General features: G+C 71.3%; 10 protein-coding genes. 5 read left to right on the top strand and 5 right to left on the bottom strand.

What is annotated here, in order from left to right; all coding sequences use genetic code 11:
- Positions 1 to 26: 26 nt before the first annotated feature.
- On the top strand, positions 27 to 1199 hold the full coding sequence (locus MXD59_RS05320; protein WP_372511925.1) for a branched-chain amino acid ABC transporter substrate-binding protein: 1173 nt from the start codon (positions 27 to 29) through the stop codon (positions 1197 to 1199).
- Between the two features lie 212 nt (positions 1200 to 1411).
- On the opposite strand, the gene MXD59_RS05315 is transcribed toward MXD59_RS05320, so the two are convergent.
- Complete coding sequence (locus tag MXD59_RS05315) at positions 1412 to 1936, bottom strand: hotdog fold thioesterase (protein ID WP_248823677.1); 525 nt, start codon at positions 1934 to 1936, stop codon at positions 1412 to 1414.
- A 240-nt stretch (positions 1937 to 2176) separates the two neighbouring features.
- On the opposite strand from MXD59_RS05315, the gene polA reads away from it, so the two are divergent.
- Both polA and MXD59_RS05305 read left to right on the top strand, forming a co-directional pair.
- Entirely contained in the window at positions 2177 to 4831 is a 2655-nt protein-coding gene (gene polA, locus MXD59_RS05310; protein WP_283096431.1) for a DNA polymerase I, read from the top strand.
- Positions 4832 to 5468: 637 nt separating this feature from the next.
- Complete coding sequence (locus MXD59_RS05305; protein WP_248823675.1) at positions 5469 to 8621, top strand: EAL domain-containing protein; 3153 nt, start codon at positions 5469 to 5471, stop codon at positions 8619 to 8621.
- Here the strand turns inward: MXD59_RS05305 and MXD59_RS05300 are convergent.
- The gene (locus MXD59_RS05300; RefSeq protein WP_248823674.1) at positions 8611 to 9720 is read right to left on the bottom strand and encodes a M4 family metallopeptidase; all 1110 of its coding nucleotides are present in this window, start codon (positions 9718 to 9720) and stop codon (positions 8611 to 8613) included. The genes MXD59_RS05305 and MXD59_RS05300 overlap by 11 nt on opposite strands.
- Before the next feature lie 93 nt (positions 9721 to 9813).
- Positions 9814 to 10578, bottom strand: a complete 765-nt coding sequence (locus tag MXD59_RS05295) for a hypothetical protein (protein WP_248823673.1) — start codon at positions 10576 to 10578, stop codon at positions 9814 to 9816.
- Between the two features lie 179 nt (positions 10579 to 10757).
- On the opposite strand from MXD59_RS05295, the gene coaE reads away from it, so the two are divergent.
- Positions 10758 to 11354 carry a dephospho-CoA kinase gene (gene coaE / locus MXD59_RS05290; RefSeq protein WP_248823672.1) on the top strand — a complete coding sequence of 199 codons (597 nt, stop codon included), beginning with the start codon at positions 10758 to 10760 and terminating at the stop codon, positions 11352 to 11354.
- Positions 11355 to 11443: 89 nt separating this feature from the next.
- Here coaE and uvrB read toward each other — a convergent pair whose 3' ends face one another.
- Positions 11444 to 13576 carry an excinuclease ABC subunit UvrB gene (gene uvrB / locus MXD59_RS05285; RefSeq protein WP_248823671.1) on the bottom strand — a complete coding sequence of 711 codons (2133 nt, stop codon included), beginning with the start codon at positions 13574 to 13576 and terminating at the stop codon, positions 11444 to 11446.
- A gap of 115 nt (positions 13577 to 13691) precedes the next feature.
- Complete coding sequence (locus MXD59_RS05280) at positions 13692 to 15161, bottom strand: PucR family transcriptional regulator (protein ID WP_248823849.1); 1470 nt, start codon at positions 15159 to 15161, stop codon at positions 13692 to 13694.
- A gap of 270 nt (positions 15162 to 15431) precedes the next feature.
- On the opposite strand from MXD59_RS05280, the gene MXD59_RS05275 reads away from it, so the two are divergent.
- Positions 15432 to 16781: a peptidase M50 gene (locus MXD59_RS05275; RefSeq protein WP_248823670.1), complete on the top strand. Its 1350-nt coding sequence runs from the start codon at positions 15432 to 15434 to the stop codon at positions 16779 to 16781.
- The last annotated feature ends 327 nt before the right edge of the window (positions 16782 to 17108 follow it).

The following is a 17108-nucleotide window of genomic DNA, read 5'->3' as shown; positions in this document are numbered from 1 at the left end:
GGCGGCGAAGCTACGGAGGGCGTGGCATGAGGGTGGCAGGACGGCGTGTGGGAGCACTCGCGATCGCGGCCACGATGGTGGCCGGAGCCATCCTCGCCGGCTGTGGTGGATCGGACGGCGAGCAGGGCAAGAAGGAGTACCTGCTCGGTTTCCAGGGGCCGCTGTCCGGCGACAACCAGCAGCTCGGGCTGAACGCCTACGGGGGGATGCTCACCGCCGTCGACCTCGCCAACCAGCGTCCCGACCTGCCGTTCCGGCTGCGGATCGTCGCCTCCGACGACCAGGGCCTCGCGGACCAGGGGGCGACCGCGGCGCAGAAGCTCGTCGACAACCCGAACATCCTCGCGGTCGTGGGACCGGTGTTCTCCGGGCCGACGAAGGCGAGCGAGCCGCTGTACAGCGCGGCCGGGCTGCTCTCGGTCAGCCCGTCGGCCACGGCACCAGGCCTGACCGATCTCGGTTTCACCACCTTCTTCCGGGTGATCGCCCCCGACACCGTGCAGGGCGCCGCCGCCGCGGAGTACCTGTCCAAGGTCCTGAAGGCCCGTACGGTCTTCTCCCTGGACGATCGCAGCGAATACGGCATCGGCCTGTCCGGCGCGCTGGAACGGTCACTGAGCGCGCACGGCCTCAACGTCACCCACGACGGGATCAACCCGACGAAGGACTACGGCTCGGAGGCCTCGAAAATCATCGCCGCGGACCCGGACGTCCTCTACTACTCGGGGTACTACTCCGAGCTGGCGCTGCTGGTGCGGGCCCTGCGGGGCAAGGGCTTCACCGGAAGGATCGTCTCCGGGGACGGGTCGAACGACGACCAGCTGATCCGCCAGGCCGGCACCGGTAACGCCGAGGGCGTCCTGCTGACCTGCGCCTGCGGGGATCCGAACAGCGACCCGGCCGCCGCCGGGTTCGTCGGGAAGTTCCGCTCGGTCAACAGCGGCATCCGCCCGGGGACCTACTCCGGCGAGGCCTACGACGCCACCAACGCCATCATCGACACGGTGCGCCGCCTCGGGGACGCGGCGAACCGCTCGGCGCTGGTGGCCGCCTTCGGCTCGGTGAACATCCCCGGTGTCACCAAGCAGATCACCTTCCGCAAGGACGGCAACGTGGACGGCTCGACCGTGTACGTCTACCGGATCCGTGACGGCCGACGGACGGTGCTCGGCCCCGTCGACACCCTGGCGAAGCCATGACCCACGGCGCTGTGGACGCCCCCGTGGGTCGCCGCGCGGGGGGCTCTGGATGCGGCACCCGGGACCGGCTTTGGTGCCGTCCGGACCTTCCCCGCGTCCGCACGTTGTCTACTCGCAGGACCCGGGTGCCACGGGCGATGAGGCTAGGCCCCTCGCCGCATCCGGTCAATGTACCGGTCTCCGCCTGGTGTGTCCGTTCGGATTACCACCGGCTACCGCGAGCCGGGACGGATCATGCAGGTGAGTCGGCAGGTGCACACCGCGCGTCCGGTCTCGTCGGTGATCCGGATGTCGTAGGTGGCCAGTGTGCGCCCGCCGTGCAGGCGGGTGGCGACGGCGGTGATCGTCCCCGCGGTGGCGGACCGGTGATGGGTCGCGTTGATCTCGATACCCACGGCGAGCGAGCCCGCGGGGGCGCCAAGGGTCGCGCCGATCGACCCCACCGTCTCGGCCAGTGCCACCGACGCACCGCCGTGCAGCAGCCCGTACGGCTGCCGGTTGCCCTCGACCGGCATCGTCGCGACCACACGCTCGGCCGCCGCCTCCGTCAACACGATGCCCATGTGCCGTTCGAGTTCGCCGCGGACCCCGTTGAGATAGGCGACCAGCTCCGCCTCGGGGGTTTCAGGCGTTCCGGGGGTTGCGGGCGTCTCGGGGGCGCCGGGATCACCGCCAGGTGTGGGTCCCTTCCCGGGGGTACCAGCCGAGCTCGGAGGATCCGCGTCCGTCGTCGTCATCTCGCCGAGCCTAATCATGACCGCTGCCCGCCACTGTCGGGTTCGTGTCCACACGGTGCCCGTCGGACGCCCGCTCCGCCGGTGTCCCGAACTGTCGGACCCACCGCCTAGACTCGCCGCGTGCCCGTGACCTCGTCGACATCGTCCTCCGGCCGGGCGAGCGCCGCTCGGTCCGCCAGCCGCGCCCGCACCGCCGCGTCCGCCGGTGCCACCGCCACTGACGCCGCCGCCCCGCGTCTGCTGTTGCTGGATGGGCACTCGCTGGCCTACCGGGCCTTCTACGCGCTCCCGGTGGAGAACTTCTCCACCACGACGGGCCAGCCGACGAACGCCGTCTACGGGTTCACCTCGATGCTGATCAACGTCCTGCGTGACGAGCGGCCCACGCACGTCGCCGTCGCGTGGGATCTGCCGACGCCCACGTTCCGGCACACCCAGTACGCCGAGTACAAGGCCGGCCGGGCCGAGACGCCGTCCGATTTCGTCGGGCAGGTCAGTCTCATCCACCAGGTGTGCGAGGCGCTCGCGGTGGTGGGGGTCAGCGCCGCCGGTTTCGAGGCCGACGACGTGATCGCCACCCTCGCCACGGCCGGGAGCGCGGCCGGCATGCAGGTGCTCGTCGTCACCGGCGACCGGGATGCGCTTCAGCTCGTCAACGACCAGGTCACGGTCCTGATGACCCGTAAGGGCATTTCGGACATGACCCGCTTCACCCCGGCCGAGGTGGAAGCGAAGTACGGCCTGTCCCCGACGCAGTACCCGGATTTCGCGGCGCTGCGCGGCGACCCGTCCGACAACCTGCCCTCGGTGCCCGGTGTGGGGGAGAAGACCGCCACCAAGTGGATCCAGCAGTTCGGTTCCCTGGCGGAACTGGTCGACCGCGCCGACGAGATCGGCGGGAAGACCGGGGCATCCCTGCGGGCGCACCTGGCGTCGGTGATACGTAACCGTTCCCTGACCGAGCTCGCGCGCGACGTGCCCCTGCCGGTGGGGCCGGACGACCTGCGCCAGCGCCCGTGGGACCGGGAGGCCGTCCACCAGCTGTTCGACACCCTTCAGTTCCGGGTGCTGCGCGAACGCCTCTACGCGGCGCTGGCCACCACGCCGCCGCCGGTGGAGGAGGGGTTCGACATCGAGGTCACCACCCTCGGTCCGGATGAGGTCACCGACTGGCTCGCGGCGCACGCCCGTGGCACCGGGCGCACCGGTCTGCAGGTCCGGGGTACCTGGGGGCGGGGCACGGGCCTGCTGTCGGGGCTGGCCCTGGCCACCGCCGACGGCGCCGCCGCCTGGATCGACCCGACCACCCTCACCCCGGCCGATCTCGACGCGCTCGGTACCTGGCTGGCCGACCCGGCCCGGCCCAAGGCCGGCCACGACGTCAAGGGCCCGATGCTCGCGCTCGCCGAGCTCGGCCTCACCCTCGCCGGTGTCACCAGCGACACGGCGCTGGCCGCCTACCTGGCCCTGCCCGGCCAGCGCACGTTCGACCTCGGCGATCTGGTCGCCCGTTACCTGCACCGGGACCTGTCCGCCGAACCCGCGGGCGACGGCCAGCTCACCCTGGACGGGTCCGGCGAGGCCGAACAGTCCCAGGCCGACGCGGTGCGGGCCCGGGCCTGTCTGGAGCTCGCCGACGAGCTCGACGCCGACCTCGAGCGCCGCAGCGCCGCCACCCTGTTGCGGGACATGGAGCTGCCGCTGGTCACGGTGCTCGCCGGGATGGAACGCGCCGGCATCGCCGCGGATCAGGACCATCTGCTCGAGCTCGCCAAGCACTACGGCGCCGAGGTCACCGCCGTCGCGGACCAGGCCCATGAGCTCGTCGGGCGCTCGTTCAACCTCGGCTCACCCAAACAGCTCCAGCAGATCCTGTTCGACGAGCTCGGTCTGCCCAAGACCAAGAAGATCAAGACCGGTTACACCACCGACGCCGACGCGCTGGCCTGGCTGGCCGTGCAGTCCGACCACCCGTTGCTGCCGGTCCTGCTGCGCCACCGGGACGTGGCCCGACTCAGGACGGTCATCGACTCGCTGCTGCCGATGATCGACGATGCCGGGCGCATCCACACCACGTTCAACCAGACCATCGCCGCGACCGGCCGGCTGTCCTCCACCGACCCGAACCTGCAGAACATTCCGATCCGCACCGCCGAGGGCCGCCAGATCAGGCAGGGCTTCGTCGTCGGCGCCGGCTACGAGGAACTCCTCACCGCCGACTACTCGCAGATCGAGATGCGGATCATGGCGCATCTGTCCGGCGACGAAGGTCTCATCGAGGCTTTCGGTTCCGGCGAGGATCTGCACACCTTCGTCGCCGCCGAGGCGTTCGGCCTGCCCGTGGCCGAGGTCGACCCGGAGCTGCGCCGACGGATCAAGGCGATGTCCTACGGTCTGGCCTACGGCCTGTCCGCGTTCGGGCTGGCCTCCCAGCTCGGCATCGCCCCCGACGAGGCACGTGAGCACATGGACGCCTACTTCGCCCGTTTCGGCGGCGTCCGGGACTTCCTGCGAGGCGTCGTGGAACGCGCCCGCCGCGACGGCTACACCGAGACCATCCTCGGTCGCCGCCGCTACCTGCCCGACCTCACCAGTGACAACTCCCAGCGCCGGCAGATGGCCGAACGGATGGCCCTGAACGCCCCGATCCAGGGTTCCGCCGCCGACATCATCAAGATCGCCATGCTGGGTGTGGACCGGGCGCTGCGAGAAGGCGCCTTCACCTCCCGCCTGCTGCTCCAGGTGCACGACGAACTCGTCCTCGAGATCGCCCCCGGCGAGCGTGCGCAGGTCGAGGAGCTCGTCCGCACGGAAATGTCCGCTGCCTACACCATGTCGGTACCCCTCGACGTCAGCGTCGGTTCCGGTCGCACCTGGGACGAAGCCGCGCACTAGCCGCACCGCGAGGTCGCCAGGGGAAGTCGACTCCCACTTCTGCCTACATGCGCACATGGGTGCATCTGCGGTGTTGTGGTGTTATGTCCGTAATGCGGATTTCTGGCATCCGTGTGCCGCCGGTGTGCTTGCCGAGGCAGGGCTGACAACGGTCTCCGAACCGGGGGTCAACACCCCGCCGGCTTTGACCGTTGATTTTCTTTGTCCTGCGTCAATCGTCTGGCTCGTGGCCGTCTGTCGTGCGCGGATCCGCTTGTACCGTATACGTTCTGATTAGGCACCCAGGTTTAGGTGATATGGGGTTCCTGGGTGGCTTCTACGTAGGGTGAAGGTGCTGTCTGCGAGGTTAGACGGCGGGCCACGCCGGACATGGTAAAGAAAGCCTGACCCTCGCCTCGGCGGCGGCGCGGCATCTCGGGACCATCCTGCGCGTCCGCCCGTACAGCCCGTCGAGTGCGGGCGCATCCAACGTGCAGACAGGCCCCGCCAGGTCGCACGGACGCCCTCGTCTGGCCGGGCCGCCGGGTGGTCTGCGTCGCTCCAGTTCGTGACCGGACGCGTCGAAGACTCGTGGGTGTGACGGCCCGGGGTGTACCGACCCTGACGGACCTGGGTCGGCGGGGGAGGGAATCATTTCGTGGGCACCGAGTGGAGACGTTCCGAGCAGAGGCGGGTCCTGGTTCTCCTCGGCATAGCTGCGGTATTCCTGCTCGCGGTGGTTCTTCCGGGGTCGGCCCTGCAGCCCTGGTGGATCGGCTGGTTCGTCTGTGCGGCCGCGGCGGCCAGCCTTGTCGTCCGTTGGACGAGCCGGTCATGGTCGGTGTGGGTGCCCTCGGTGGTCGCGGCGGCGTCCGCTGTGGTGCTCGGGATCGGGCTGGCTCGGGCGTCGTCGTCGGACGAGGCGTCGGCCTACCTGCTGTGGTTCGTGGCGCTTGCGATCTATGTGGCCTGGGCGCGTCTCCCCGCTGCGCTGGCGATCCTCGGCCTCGCCGTGGCCATGCTCGCCCTCGGTGCCTGCGTGGGCGATGATCTGCCGACCGTCGGCGGGCCGGCGATGGCCGCCGTGCTGTGCGTCGTCGCCGCCGGCACGTTGCGCCTGCGTTCGGGACCGCGCCAGGACGAGATCGACGCCCTGACCCGGCTCCCCAACCGCAGCGGAACCCTCCACCACGGCGAACGCGTGGTCGCCTCGATCGCGGCGCAGGGCGACGAGGCGGTCCTCGTCCTGGTCGACATCACCAGGTTCCATGAGATCAACGACGCGTTCGGTTACGCCGGCGGCGACCAGCTCCTCCAGGACGTCGCCCGCCGCCTGCGGACGATGACCCCCTCGCCCGCTATCGTCGGACGCGCCGGCGGCGACGAGTTCGTCCTGGTCTTTCGCCACCCCACCGCACCGTCCACCGTCTCCGCAGCGGCCACCGTCGCGCCATCAGCGCCATCAGCGCCAGCGGTGGGCGCGGCGCCGTCGACGACGGACAGCGATCCGCGGGCGGAGTTCGCCCGCCAGGTCCTGCGCCGGGTACAGGGGCCCTTCCGGGTCTGCGCCGTCGATGTCGCCATGGACGCCTCGGTCGGGATCGCCGTCGCACCCCGCGATGACCTGACGATGGCGGGCCTGCTGACCTGCGCGGACGTGGCGCTTGCCCGGGCCCGGCACGAGGGGGAGAGCATCGGTGTCTGGGCTCCGGGCCTGATCGGGGTGCAGCCCGCGCAGATCGCGCTGTACGCGCAGTTGCGCGCCGCGATCGACCGTCAGGAACTGGTGCTCTTCTACCAGCCGTTGCAGTCCGCGCACTCCGGCGCGATCGTGGCCGCCGAGGCCCTGCTGCGGTGGAACCATCCCACCCGCGGCCTGCTGGCCCCCGGTGACTTTCTGTCCCTGGTCGAACGATCGCCCATGATCGCGGACGTGACCCACTGGGTGCTCGGCGAGGCCGCCCGCCAGTGCGCCGCCTGGAACGCCGCGGGTCTGCACTTGGCGGTGTCGGTGAACCTCTCCCCGCGGATGTTCGTGCTGGACGACCTGCCGCGGGCGGTGGTCGGCGCGCTGAACGCCCATGGTCTGCCCAGCGACGCGCTGACCCTGGAGATCACCGAAAGCGCCGTGCTGACCCAGCCGGAGCGGGCCGCCGAGATGCTGAGCCAGCTGTGCGCCCAGGGCGTCGAGGTCTCCCTGGACGACTTCGGCACCGGCTACAACTCGATGGAGATCCTCAAGGCCCTGCCCTTCGACGAGGTCAAGATCGATCGTGGCTTCGTGACGGACGCGAGTGGCAGCGCGCCGGACGCGGCGATCGTGCGTTCCGTCATCGAACTCGGCCATCGCCTCGGCCTGCGCGTGGTCGGCGAGGGCATCGAGGACGAACGCACCCAGAAGATGATGATCGATCTTGGCTGTGACCTGTTGCAGGGAACAGTGATCTCCCCGCCTCTGCCAGCCATGCGGATGACCGCGTTGCTGCAGGCCCAGGCGACCGGCAGCCACCCGATGGGTGCCAGCGGTCGTCCGGCGGCCCCACGCCGCGCCGCCACCGCCTCACCCATCGCCACCTTCACCCCGAACGGTTCCATCACCCCGAACGGCTCTGCCAGCCCGAACGGCTCTGCCAGCCCGAACGGCTCTGCCAGCCCGAACGGCTCTGCTACTCCGAACGGCTCTGCTACTCCGAACGGCTCTGGCACCTCCAACGGGAACGGCGCCGCGTCGAACGGCGCGCGTCCGAGCGAGGAGGAGAGCCCCCGACTGGCGGACCGGGCGATCCTCGACGATCTGCACATCCTGCGGAGGTGCCCGGAGCCTCCCTTCGAGGCCCTTGCGGCGATCGCCGTGGAGGTGACCGGCTGCGCCGCGGCCGCGATCATCTTCTGGGAGGGTGACCGTGAATGGTCCAAGACGCATGTCGGGACCGGCTCCTCGATCCTGGCCCAGGAGTGCGGGATCGCGACGCGGGTGATCGCCGAACGGGCCTTCGTGGAGTTGCAGGACCTGACCGTCGACGTCGACGCGTCCCGCCGGCGGTATGCCGCCGGGGAACAGATCAGGTTTGCCGCCGGAGCGCCGATCCTTGCCGCGTCGGGAGCGGTGCTCGGCGCGCTGGTCGTGGTGGACCGGTCCCCGCGGCGCCTCAGCGTGGGCCATCGACGCGCGCTGACAGCCCTGGCCGGGCAGGTCATGGCCCTGCTCGAGGCACGCCGCGAAGCCAACGCCCTGTCGCTGGTCAACGGTGCCCTGGCCGACCTGGACCGGCTCTGGTTCGCCCAGGACCTCGACCATGCCGTGCGGGTGATCACCGATGTGGCGCAGGCCCTTGTCGGCGCCGACGACCTGGTCCTGCTGCTGTCCGAGGTGCCCGGTTCGACGATCTACCGGGTGTTCGGTTCGCGGACCCGCTCCGGCGGGCCGCCGGTGATTCCGCTCGGGGAGGCCCGCCAGCCCGAGGCCGGTCGGATGTTGCAGGCCGCGCTGCGCTCCCAGGGACCGCTGTTCCTTGCGGATGCCCGCGAATCGCCACTGATCAACAGTGAGATGGCGACCCGGTTCATGCTGGGCTCGGTGTTCCTGGTGCCGCTGTCGGGCGAGGGTGGTCTGCTCGGCGCGATCGCCGCCCGGTGGTCGAAGAACCGCAGCGCGGTCGATCCGGTGGTGGTCAGTGCGCTCACTCTGCTGGCCCGCCAGTCGGCACACACCCTCGTCCGGCTACGCGCGGGGGAGGACAGGCTGGGCGGGACGGCCCTGCTCGACCCGTCACCTGAACCCGCCGCCGCCCGCGGCGGGTTCAGCGGATGACCTCCACCTCCCGCCAGGCCTCGCTGACCACACGCCGTTCCTCGGCGCCGAAGAGCTCCTCCGCCTGGCGAGCGGTGATGGCGGCGAACGTCCGAAACGACACGTTCTCCTGGATGCGGGTGGCACGCAGGCTGGCGTACCAGATCGGCCCGGCCTTCTCCCAGGCGTGACCGCCCAGGGCGAGCGCCGCCAGATAGAACGCCCGGTTCGGGATGCCCGAGTTGATGTGCACGCCGCCGTTGTCGGTGGCCGTGTGGACGTAGTCGGACATCCGCGCCGGCTGCGGGTCCGCCCCGAGCACCGGGTCGTCGTAGGCGGTGCCAGGCGCCTTCATCGAACGCAGCGCGACGCCCTGCACCGAATCAGCGAGCAGCTCCTGGCCGATGAGCCAGTCAGCCTGCTGCGCGCTCTGGCGCCGGCCGTACTGCCGAACGAGCGAACCGAACACATCACTGATGGATTCGTTGAGTGCGCCGGACTGCTGGACATACGCCAGCGACGCCTCGTGCTCGGTCACGCCGTGGGTCAGCTCGTGGCCGATGACATCCAGCGACAGCGTGAAACGGTTGAACAGCTCGCCGTCGCCGTCGCCGAAGACCATCTGCTCGCCGTCCCAGAAGGCATTGTCGTAATGGTCGCCGTAATGAACGCTGGCGACCAGGGACATACCCGCGTCATCGATCGAGTCGCGGCCGAGAACCGTCGCGTAGAAGTCGTAGGTGGCGCCGAGCCCCTCGTAGGCCTCGTTGACGGCGGGATCCTCGACGGGCCCGTTGCCCTCGCTGCGCACCGTGACACCGGGCAGTTTCTCCAGACCGACGGCGTCGGCGACGGTCCGGCGCGGCCGGGGGGCTTCGGCCGGCGCGGTCGGCTCGTCCCCGTCACCGAGAGCACGCAGCAGCGAGTCATGGGCGCGGATCGCACGGTGTGAACTGTCGCGCATCAACGTGGCCAACGCCCAGGTGCGCTGCGGCTCGCTGCCATGGCGCGCGATGCGTTCCAGGATGTGCGGCGGGACGGCGCAGGCCACCGGGAAACTGCCGGACGGGAAACCGCCGGACGGGAAACTGCCGAATGGGGAGGGGCGCGCGGGGGACATGGCGGGCTCCGGAGACGGGAACGGGACCGGGCCGGATTCGGCACCGGACGAACGGACCATGACAAAGTGCGGTCCGTCACCGTTTCGAGGTTCCTACTCTCGTCCCGATCTGTCCACGGATTGACTGTTTGTTCGCGGCCGGTGGATGTCGGAGGTCGGCGTGTCGCGACCGTTTCCGCGAGCGTCTCGCGCCGCGCGCCGTACCGATCGCAGTGCGATGCGGACGAGCGCCAGCGCGAGCCCTCCGACGACGAACCAGGTCATGTGCGCGTCCAGCCAGTCCACCGCCTGCCGCATACCGGGGGAGGCCGCGCGCGCCGCCGCCAGGTACACGGCGGTCTGCAGCAACGAGCCGACCGCCAGGAACCGCAGGAAGCGACGCATCGGCACATCACCGGCGCCCAGAGCCGCGTCCACCGCGACGTTCGTGTTCACCAGACAGAACCACAGCAGCGGCGTGCGGGTGTTCGGGCGCGTCAGTGCCGCGACGAGTCGGCTGCCGCCCAGCGAACGCAGCAGCACCGAGCGGATGTTGTTACGGGCCAGGGCGAAGTAGCCGACATCGAGCAGACCCCGCAGCAGCGCCGCGAGCAGCAGCGTCGGGACGAACGGCACCGTGCCCCCGACCAGCACCAGCACCCCCCAGGTCGGGCGCAACGCGACCAGCAGCAGCGGTGCCCGCCGGCTGAGCACCGGCAGCAGCACGAGGCCAAGGACACCGAGACCGATCAGTGTCGCGGTCAGCAGCACGGGCCACAGATGATGGGACAGGCGAAGCCGGCCCCGCGGCCGATCGGGAGCAGGCATCCCGGTCATGTCCGTCGCGTCGGCCTCCACCTGGCACAGTGTGCCAACCATCCGGACGGCGTCGCCGGGCCGGTGCGGGCCGGCGGGTCGAGACGCCGGGTCGAGACGCCGGGTCGGGCCGCCGCGCCGCGGCACCGGAACGCCGCGGCACCGGAAGGCCGCGGCACCGAGGCACTGCGGCACCGAGGCACCGAGGCGGTGTGGCTGGCAGACTCGGCAGGGTGCTCAGGGTGGGACTTACCGGAGGCATCGGCTCGGGCAAGAGCGCGGTGTCAGCGCGACTGGTGGCACGGGGCGCGGTGCTCATCGACGCCGACCAGATCGCCCGCGATGTGGTGGCACCGGGCACCGCCGGTCTGGCCGCGGTGCTGGCCGCGTTCGGCCCCGAGGTCGCCGCCGCCGACGGCAGCCTGGACCGGCCGGCGCTGGGGCGGATCGTCTTCGCCGACGAGACTGCCCGCCGCCGCCTGGAGGCCATCGTGCATCCGCTGATTCAGGCGGAGACCGCGCGTCGGATCGCGGGTGCGACGGCCGGGGACATCGTCGTGCACGACATTCCGCTGCTCGTCGAGGTGGGCGCCGCGGGTGCCTACGACCTGGTGGTCGTCGTCGAGGCGCCCGCGGCACTGCGGCTGGCCCGGCTCGAGGCCCGCGGCCTGCCCCGGGAGCAGGCGCAGGCCCGGATGGCCGCGCAGGCCGACGACGCGCGGCGCCGCGCGGCCGCGGACCTGATCGTCGACAACGGCGGCACCCTGGCCGATCTCGATGCCCAGGTCCACGAGGTCTGGCAGGCGCTGCTCGCCCGCCGCGACGCCACCGCGACGTGACCGTGAGCGGACGGCGCCGGGGGCGGCGACGTGGCCGCGCCCACCTCCACGGCCGCACCGGGAGCACCGGGTGCACCGGGCGCCGCGGATCACGAGACGCCGGCGGCGCCCATGCCGCGCAGCTCCTTCTTCAGTTCGGAGATCTCGTCCCGTAGCCGGGCGGCCAGCTCGAACTGCAACTCCCGGGCCGCCTCGTGCATCTGGTCGTCGAGCTGGCGGATGAGCTGGCCCAGCTCATGGGAGGGCATCCCGGCGAGTTCGGCGGCGTGGCGGCCGACGGCGTCGCTGCGCCCGGAGCGCGACTTCATGCCGGGCACGGGAGCCTTGCCGCGGGACTGGGCCCGCCCGCCGCCGCCGATCAGCTCACCGTCAGTGGATTCGCGGACCATGTCGTCGAGAATGTCCATGACCTTCTTGCGCAGCGGCTGCGGGTCGAGCCCACGCTCGGTGTTGTAGGCCATCTGCCGGGCCCGGCGGCGGTTCGTCTCGTCGATGGCGTAGCGCATCGAGGGTGTGATCTTGTCGGCGTACATGTGCACCTGGCCGGAGACGTTACGTGCGGCCCGACCGATGGTCTGGATGAGTGACCGCTCGGAACGCAGAAAGCCCTCCTTGTCGGCATCGAGGATGCTGACCAGTGACACCTCGGGCAGGTCGAGACCCTCGCGCAGCAGGTTGATGCCGATCAGCACGTCGAACTCGCCGCGGCGCAGCTCGGTGAGCAGCTCCACCCGGCGCAGCGTGTCGACCTCGCTGTGCAGGTAGCGCACCCGGATGCCGAGTTCGAGCAGGTAGTCGGTGAGGTCCTCGGACATCTTCTTGGTCAGGGTGGTGACCAGGACGCGCTCGTCGCGTTCGGCGCGGGCGCGGATCTCGCCGACGAGATCGTCGATCTGGCCCTTGGTCGGCTTGAGCACGACCTCCGGGTCGAGCAGACCGGTCGGGCGGATGATCTGTTCGACCACCCCGTCGGCCCGGCCCATCTCGTAGGAGCCGGGGGTGGCCGAGAGGTAGACCGTCTGGCCGATGCGCTGGAGGAACTCCTCGAACCGCAACGGGCGGTTGTCCATGGCGCTCGGCAGCCGGAAGCCGTGATCGACCAGGTTGCGCTTGCGGGACATGTCACCCTCGTACATGCCGCCGATCTGCGGCACCGTCACGTGCGACTCGTCGATGACCAGGAGGAAGTCGTCGGGGAAGTAGTCGAGCAGGGTGTGCGGGGCGGTACCGGCGCCGCGCCCGTCGATGTGGCGGGAGTAGTTCTCGATACCCGAGCAGAACCCGACCTGACGCATCATCTCGATGTCGTAGGTGGTGCGCATCCGCAGCCGCTGGGCCTCGAGCAGCTTGCCCTGCGCCTCCATCGTCTCGAGGCGCTCCGCCAGCTCCGCCTCGATACCGGCGATAGCCCGTTCCATCCGCTCCGGGCCTGCGACATAGTGGGTGGCGGGGAAGACGAAGATCTCCTGCGACTCGCGGACGATCTCACCGGTGAGCGGATGCAGGTAGGTGAGCCGCTCGATCTCGTCACCGAACATCTCGATGCGCACGGCGAGCTCCTCGTACACGGGGAACACCTCCACCGTGTCACCGCGCACCCGGAACGTGCCTCGGGTGAACGCCAGGTCGTTGCGCGCGTACTGGACATCGACCAGCCGGCGCAGCAACGCGTCGCGCTCGACTTCCTCGCCGACGCGCAGGCGGACCATCCGGTCGATGTACTCCTGCGGAGTGCCAAGGCCGTAGATGCAGCTCACGGACGCCACGACGATGACATCGCGGCGGGTGAGCAGGTTCATCGTGGCCGAGTGGCGCAGCCGCTCGACCTCCTCGTTGATCGAGGAGTCCTTCTCGATGTAGGTGTCGGTCTGCGCGATGTACGCCTCGGGCTGGTAGTAGTCGTAGTACGAGACGAAGTACTCGACGGCGTTGTTCGGCAGCAGCTCGCGGAACTCGTTGGCCAGCTGGGCGGCGAGGGTCTTGTTCGGCGCCATCACCAGCGTCGGGCGTTGCAGCCGCTCGATCAGCCAGGCCGTCGTCGCGGACTTACCGGTACCGGTCGCGCCGAGCAGGACGATGTTGGATTCGCCGGCCTCGATCCGCCGGGTCAGATCCTCGATCGCGGCCGGCTGGTCACCGGCCGGGGAGTAGTCGGACACGACCTCGAACGGGGCGCGCGTCCGCTCGAGATCGGTGGTGGGCCGTTCGAACGCTGTGCTCACGTTCTCCAGAACACCACAGCCCTCCGACAGTTTCCGCCCGGCCGGTCGACGACGGTCCGCCGCGCCGCCACCCGGGCTGCCCGGCCCGCCCGTCCTGCCCCGACAGGCCGGCCCGTCATCCTGCGGGGGCGGACGGATCCCAGCCGATGAGCCGCGCGCCGAGTACCGCCGTCTGCAGCACGTACCGGTCGGTGGGCGAGGTCGGATTGTGCCGGGTGAGGGTGTGGATGCGATCGAGGCGGTAGGTCAGCGCCCGCACCGACAGGTGCAGCCGGCGGGCCGCGGCCAGCGCCACCGCACCGGTGGAGAAGTACGCGTCGAGGGTTTCCAGCAGCGGCTCGGCGCCGCCGCGCGCCGCCCGCAGCGGGGACAGCACCGCCTCCACGAGTTCGGCCAGCGCCTCCCGGTCACGCAGCAGCACCTTGTAGATGAGCAGGTCATCGGTGTGCACGACGGTGCCCGCGAGACCCAGACGGCCCGCGAGGTCGGCTGCCGAACGGGCCTCCTCGAAACCGATGCGCACTCCGGCGACACCGCTGCGGGCGCGGCTCGCCCCCATCCGCCAGATCAGTCCGGGCTCGTTGCGCAGCCGTTCGGCCAGGGCCGCCACGGCGGTACCCGACTCCGGCGGCGAGGCGAACGCCGGCAGCGGGGAGAACCCGAGGCCACGATCGGACGGCCCGATCTCATCGGCGGGACGACGTCCGGTCGGGCGAGGTGGCCGACCCGGGCGTGCCGCGGAACCGGCGTCCGCGGAACCCGTGCTGGCTGATCCGGTGCTGGCTGATCCCGTGTCCGCTGATCCGGTGTCCGCAGGGAGGGTGGGCTGGGTCAGCTGGCTGTGGGCTGGCAGCACGCAGACGAGCAGGCCGTCGCGGGTCGCGACGAGCGGCTCGGTGAGACTGTGCGCGCGCAGCAGTTCCTGTGCCGATCGGGTCAGCGCACGTCCGTCCAGGAAGCGGCGGTTGCCGGTGATGACCAGCACCGTGTGCGGCGCCTCGAGCCGCAGCCCGAACGCGATGGCCCGCTCGAGCAGCTGACCGACGGCGGACGTCCCGGTGAGCAGGTCGTCGACGAGTTCGCGGCGCAGCGCCTCCTCGGAGCGGGCCCGGGCCATCCGGGCCGCCTCGAAGCCCTCACAGACCGCGGCGACGGCGTCGTCGCTGGCCCGCAGCACCGCGGAGGCGGCCGCCCGGGTGCGCGAGACCGCGCCACTCGGTCCGCCCGACCCACCTGGTGTCCCGTCCCGGGGCTCTCGGCCGCCCCGGTCGGCGCGGGCATCCCGGTCGGCGGCGCGCACCGCGGGCAGGGACGGCCACACGCGCCACGTCGCCGAGAGGTAGAGGTCGACCAGCGCGGGCAGTGGCGCGCCGGACTCGGCGGCGACCTGCCCGAGGGCCCGGAACTGGTCGAGTTCGGCCCGGGTGAGCCGTCGGCCGCTGTCCGCCGCGGCGGCGAGCACGGCGAGGTAGTCCCCCAGCAGCCCGGCATGCAGTCGGGAGTCCGCGGCGGCGAGCACCGCGGCCCGCGGCAGGCGGGTGAGGCTCGTCTCCGGGAGGCCGCCCGGCGCGTCGTCGTCGGTCATCGGCAGCGGGGCCGGAGGTGCCGACCGTTCGCCCGGGAGTCGTTCGCCTGAGGTGCGTTCGCCCGCGTTTCTGGACATCCTGCCCCTCCGCTTCTGCCGAGTCTCGGCAACAAAATCATAGGCGAACTCGTCCACTTCGGGCGGTGTCTGCCGGGACCACGCGGGAAGGACAGACGTTGAGTGTGTAAGGAGCCCGCCCGTCGCACCAGTCGTCATGCCATCGACGATCGGCGGCGGGTGGGACCAGCACCGGAAGGAGTCCGAACGGCCATGAGTACCCACGACGCCACCCGACGGGGAGGTCTCCCGCCGATCACGGTGCGTCCGGGATTTGCTGTCAGCGCGGCGCTCGTCACCGTCCTGCTTGGTGCCCTGACGCTGCCCACCACTGTCGCGGACCGTCCTACGTCCGCGTACCTGTGTGGCGGTCTGATCGGCGCGGTCCTGCTCGCCGGCATCCTGCTGGGTGCCGATCTGATGCGGGCGCGCGCCGCCCGTCGGGCCGGGCTGAACGTCCTAGGCATCATCCTGGGCGCCACCGGCAGCCGGCTGGTCGTCGCGCCCGGCGCATCACGTGCCGGTGCCGGTGAAGCGGACGGTGCGGTCGGGAGCGTCCGGCTCGCCGCGACGGGCGCGGGGCGGCGAGCCGGTGGTGACGCCACCGAAGCCGCTGGCCTGAACAGTGGGCGTGGGGTTGGCCTGGTCGATCCGGCCGCCGCCGAGGGCGACGCCGACGCCGAGGCGATTCGGGTGGAGGCGAGGCTCGCCCGGGCGGGACTGAGCACCACCGCACTGGCCGGTGCACTGCTGGTGGTACTCGGGGTGTTCCTGCCGGGTGGGACGATGGCGCTCGCCGCCCAGGTGGCGCTGTGGGTCGGTACCTTCGCGTTGCTGCTGACCTTCGTCGAGGTGCTGCCGAGCCCGCGCAGCGCGGGTGGGCGGCTTGTCGCCGACCGGGTGCTGCGCCGCACCGGCAGCCGGGCGAACGCGGAGCGCGCCGCCGCGCGGGCCGGGGTGCTCAGTGGCTGGGCCCTCATCGCCGCCGGCACGGCCGGTGTCTTCCTGGTCGGGTTCGTCGCGCTGTGGGCGGTGCTGCTGGGCTGGCTGGCCCTCGGCGCGTCCCGTCTCGCCCAGGCGCAGCAGCGCACCGCCGCGGCGCTCATCGGGCTGACCGCGCGCGATGTCATGGCGCCGGCCGCGCCGACCCTGTCCGCCTGGACGTCGGTGGACGACGCGCTGCGGGAGGTCGTGCTGCCCTCACGCCAGGGTGTGTTCGGCGTCGCCGACTTCGCGGGTGGGCTCGCCGGGGTGGCGCTGCTGCGCGATCTCGCCGGCGTGCCCATGGACGACCGTGGCCTCACCCGGGTCAACCGGGTGCTGGTGCCGCTGTCCGCGGTGGCCACGGCAGCCCCGGCTGACGACCTGGCCACGCTGCCCGCCCGGCTGGCCGAACGGCCGGCCGCCGGCTGCGTCATCGTGATCGAGCCGGCCGCGGACGGCAGCGTCCACATGGTCGGCACCGTCGGTCCGCCCGAGTTCGGCCGGGCCCTGGAGACGGCGCCGCTTCGCGGGCAGGGCGGCGGCCTTGGTCGGGCTCGTCCGGGCAGCCTCTGGCGCTGACGCCTCCTGGCCCCGAACCACTGACGCCTTCCTGGCCCCTGGCCCCTGACTCCTGGCCTCTGACTCCTGGCCCTTCCCTCCCTGACCGCAGGCCCCTGTCTCCTGGCCGCGGCGGGCCGCTGATGGTCGTGACGTGACGTCGGTGATGAGCGTGCCCCGGGTGGCTGCCGGCAACGAAGCCCATCCGCCCGGGGCGACATCACCGCCATGTCCTCCTGACTCACATCTTTTCGCCTCGGGCATTCCTGTGCCCCGTTACCTTCTTGGTGGCCCCGCAACGGGGCTCCCGGCCTCCGGACCTGGCATGACTTGAGCCCCTCGTCGGTC

It is taken from the genome of Frankia umida (assembly GCF_023242945.1).
Taxonomy (GTDB): domain Bacteria; phylum Actinomycetota; class Actinomycetes; order Frankiales; family Frankiaceae; genus Frankia; species Frankia umida.
This window is presented reverse-complemented; position numbering and strand designations above follow the sequence as displayed.

Coding starts and splice junctions, on each gene's coding strand:
- MXD59_RS05320 (WP_372511925.1), top strand. CDS start 27: ATGAGGGTGGCAGGACGGCGTGTGGGAGCACTCGCGATCGCGGCCACG.
- MXD59_RS05315 (WP_248823677.1), bottom strand. CDS start 1,936: ATGACGACGACGGACGCGGATCCTCCGAGCTCGGCTGGTACCCCCGGG.
- MXD59_RS05300 (WP_248823674.1), bottom strand. CDS start 9,720: ATGTCCCCCGCGCGCCCCTCCCCATTCGGCAGTTTCCCGTCCGGCGGT.
- MXD59_RS05295 (WP_248823673.1), bottom strand. CDS start 10,578: ATGGTTGGCACACTGTGCCAGGTGGAGGCCGACGCGACGGACATGACC.
- MXD59_RS05280 (WP_248823849.1), bottom strand. CDS start 15,161: ATGACCGACGACGACGCGCCGGGCGGCCTCCCGGAGACGAGCCTCACC.
- MXD59_RS05275 (WP_248823670.1), top strand. CDS start 15,432: ATGAGTACCCACGACGCCACCCGACGGGGAGGTCTCCCGCCGATCACG.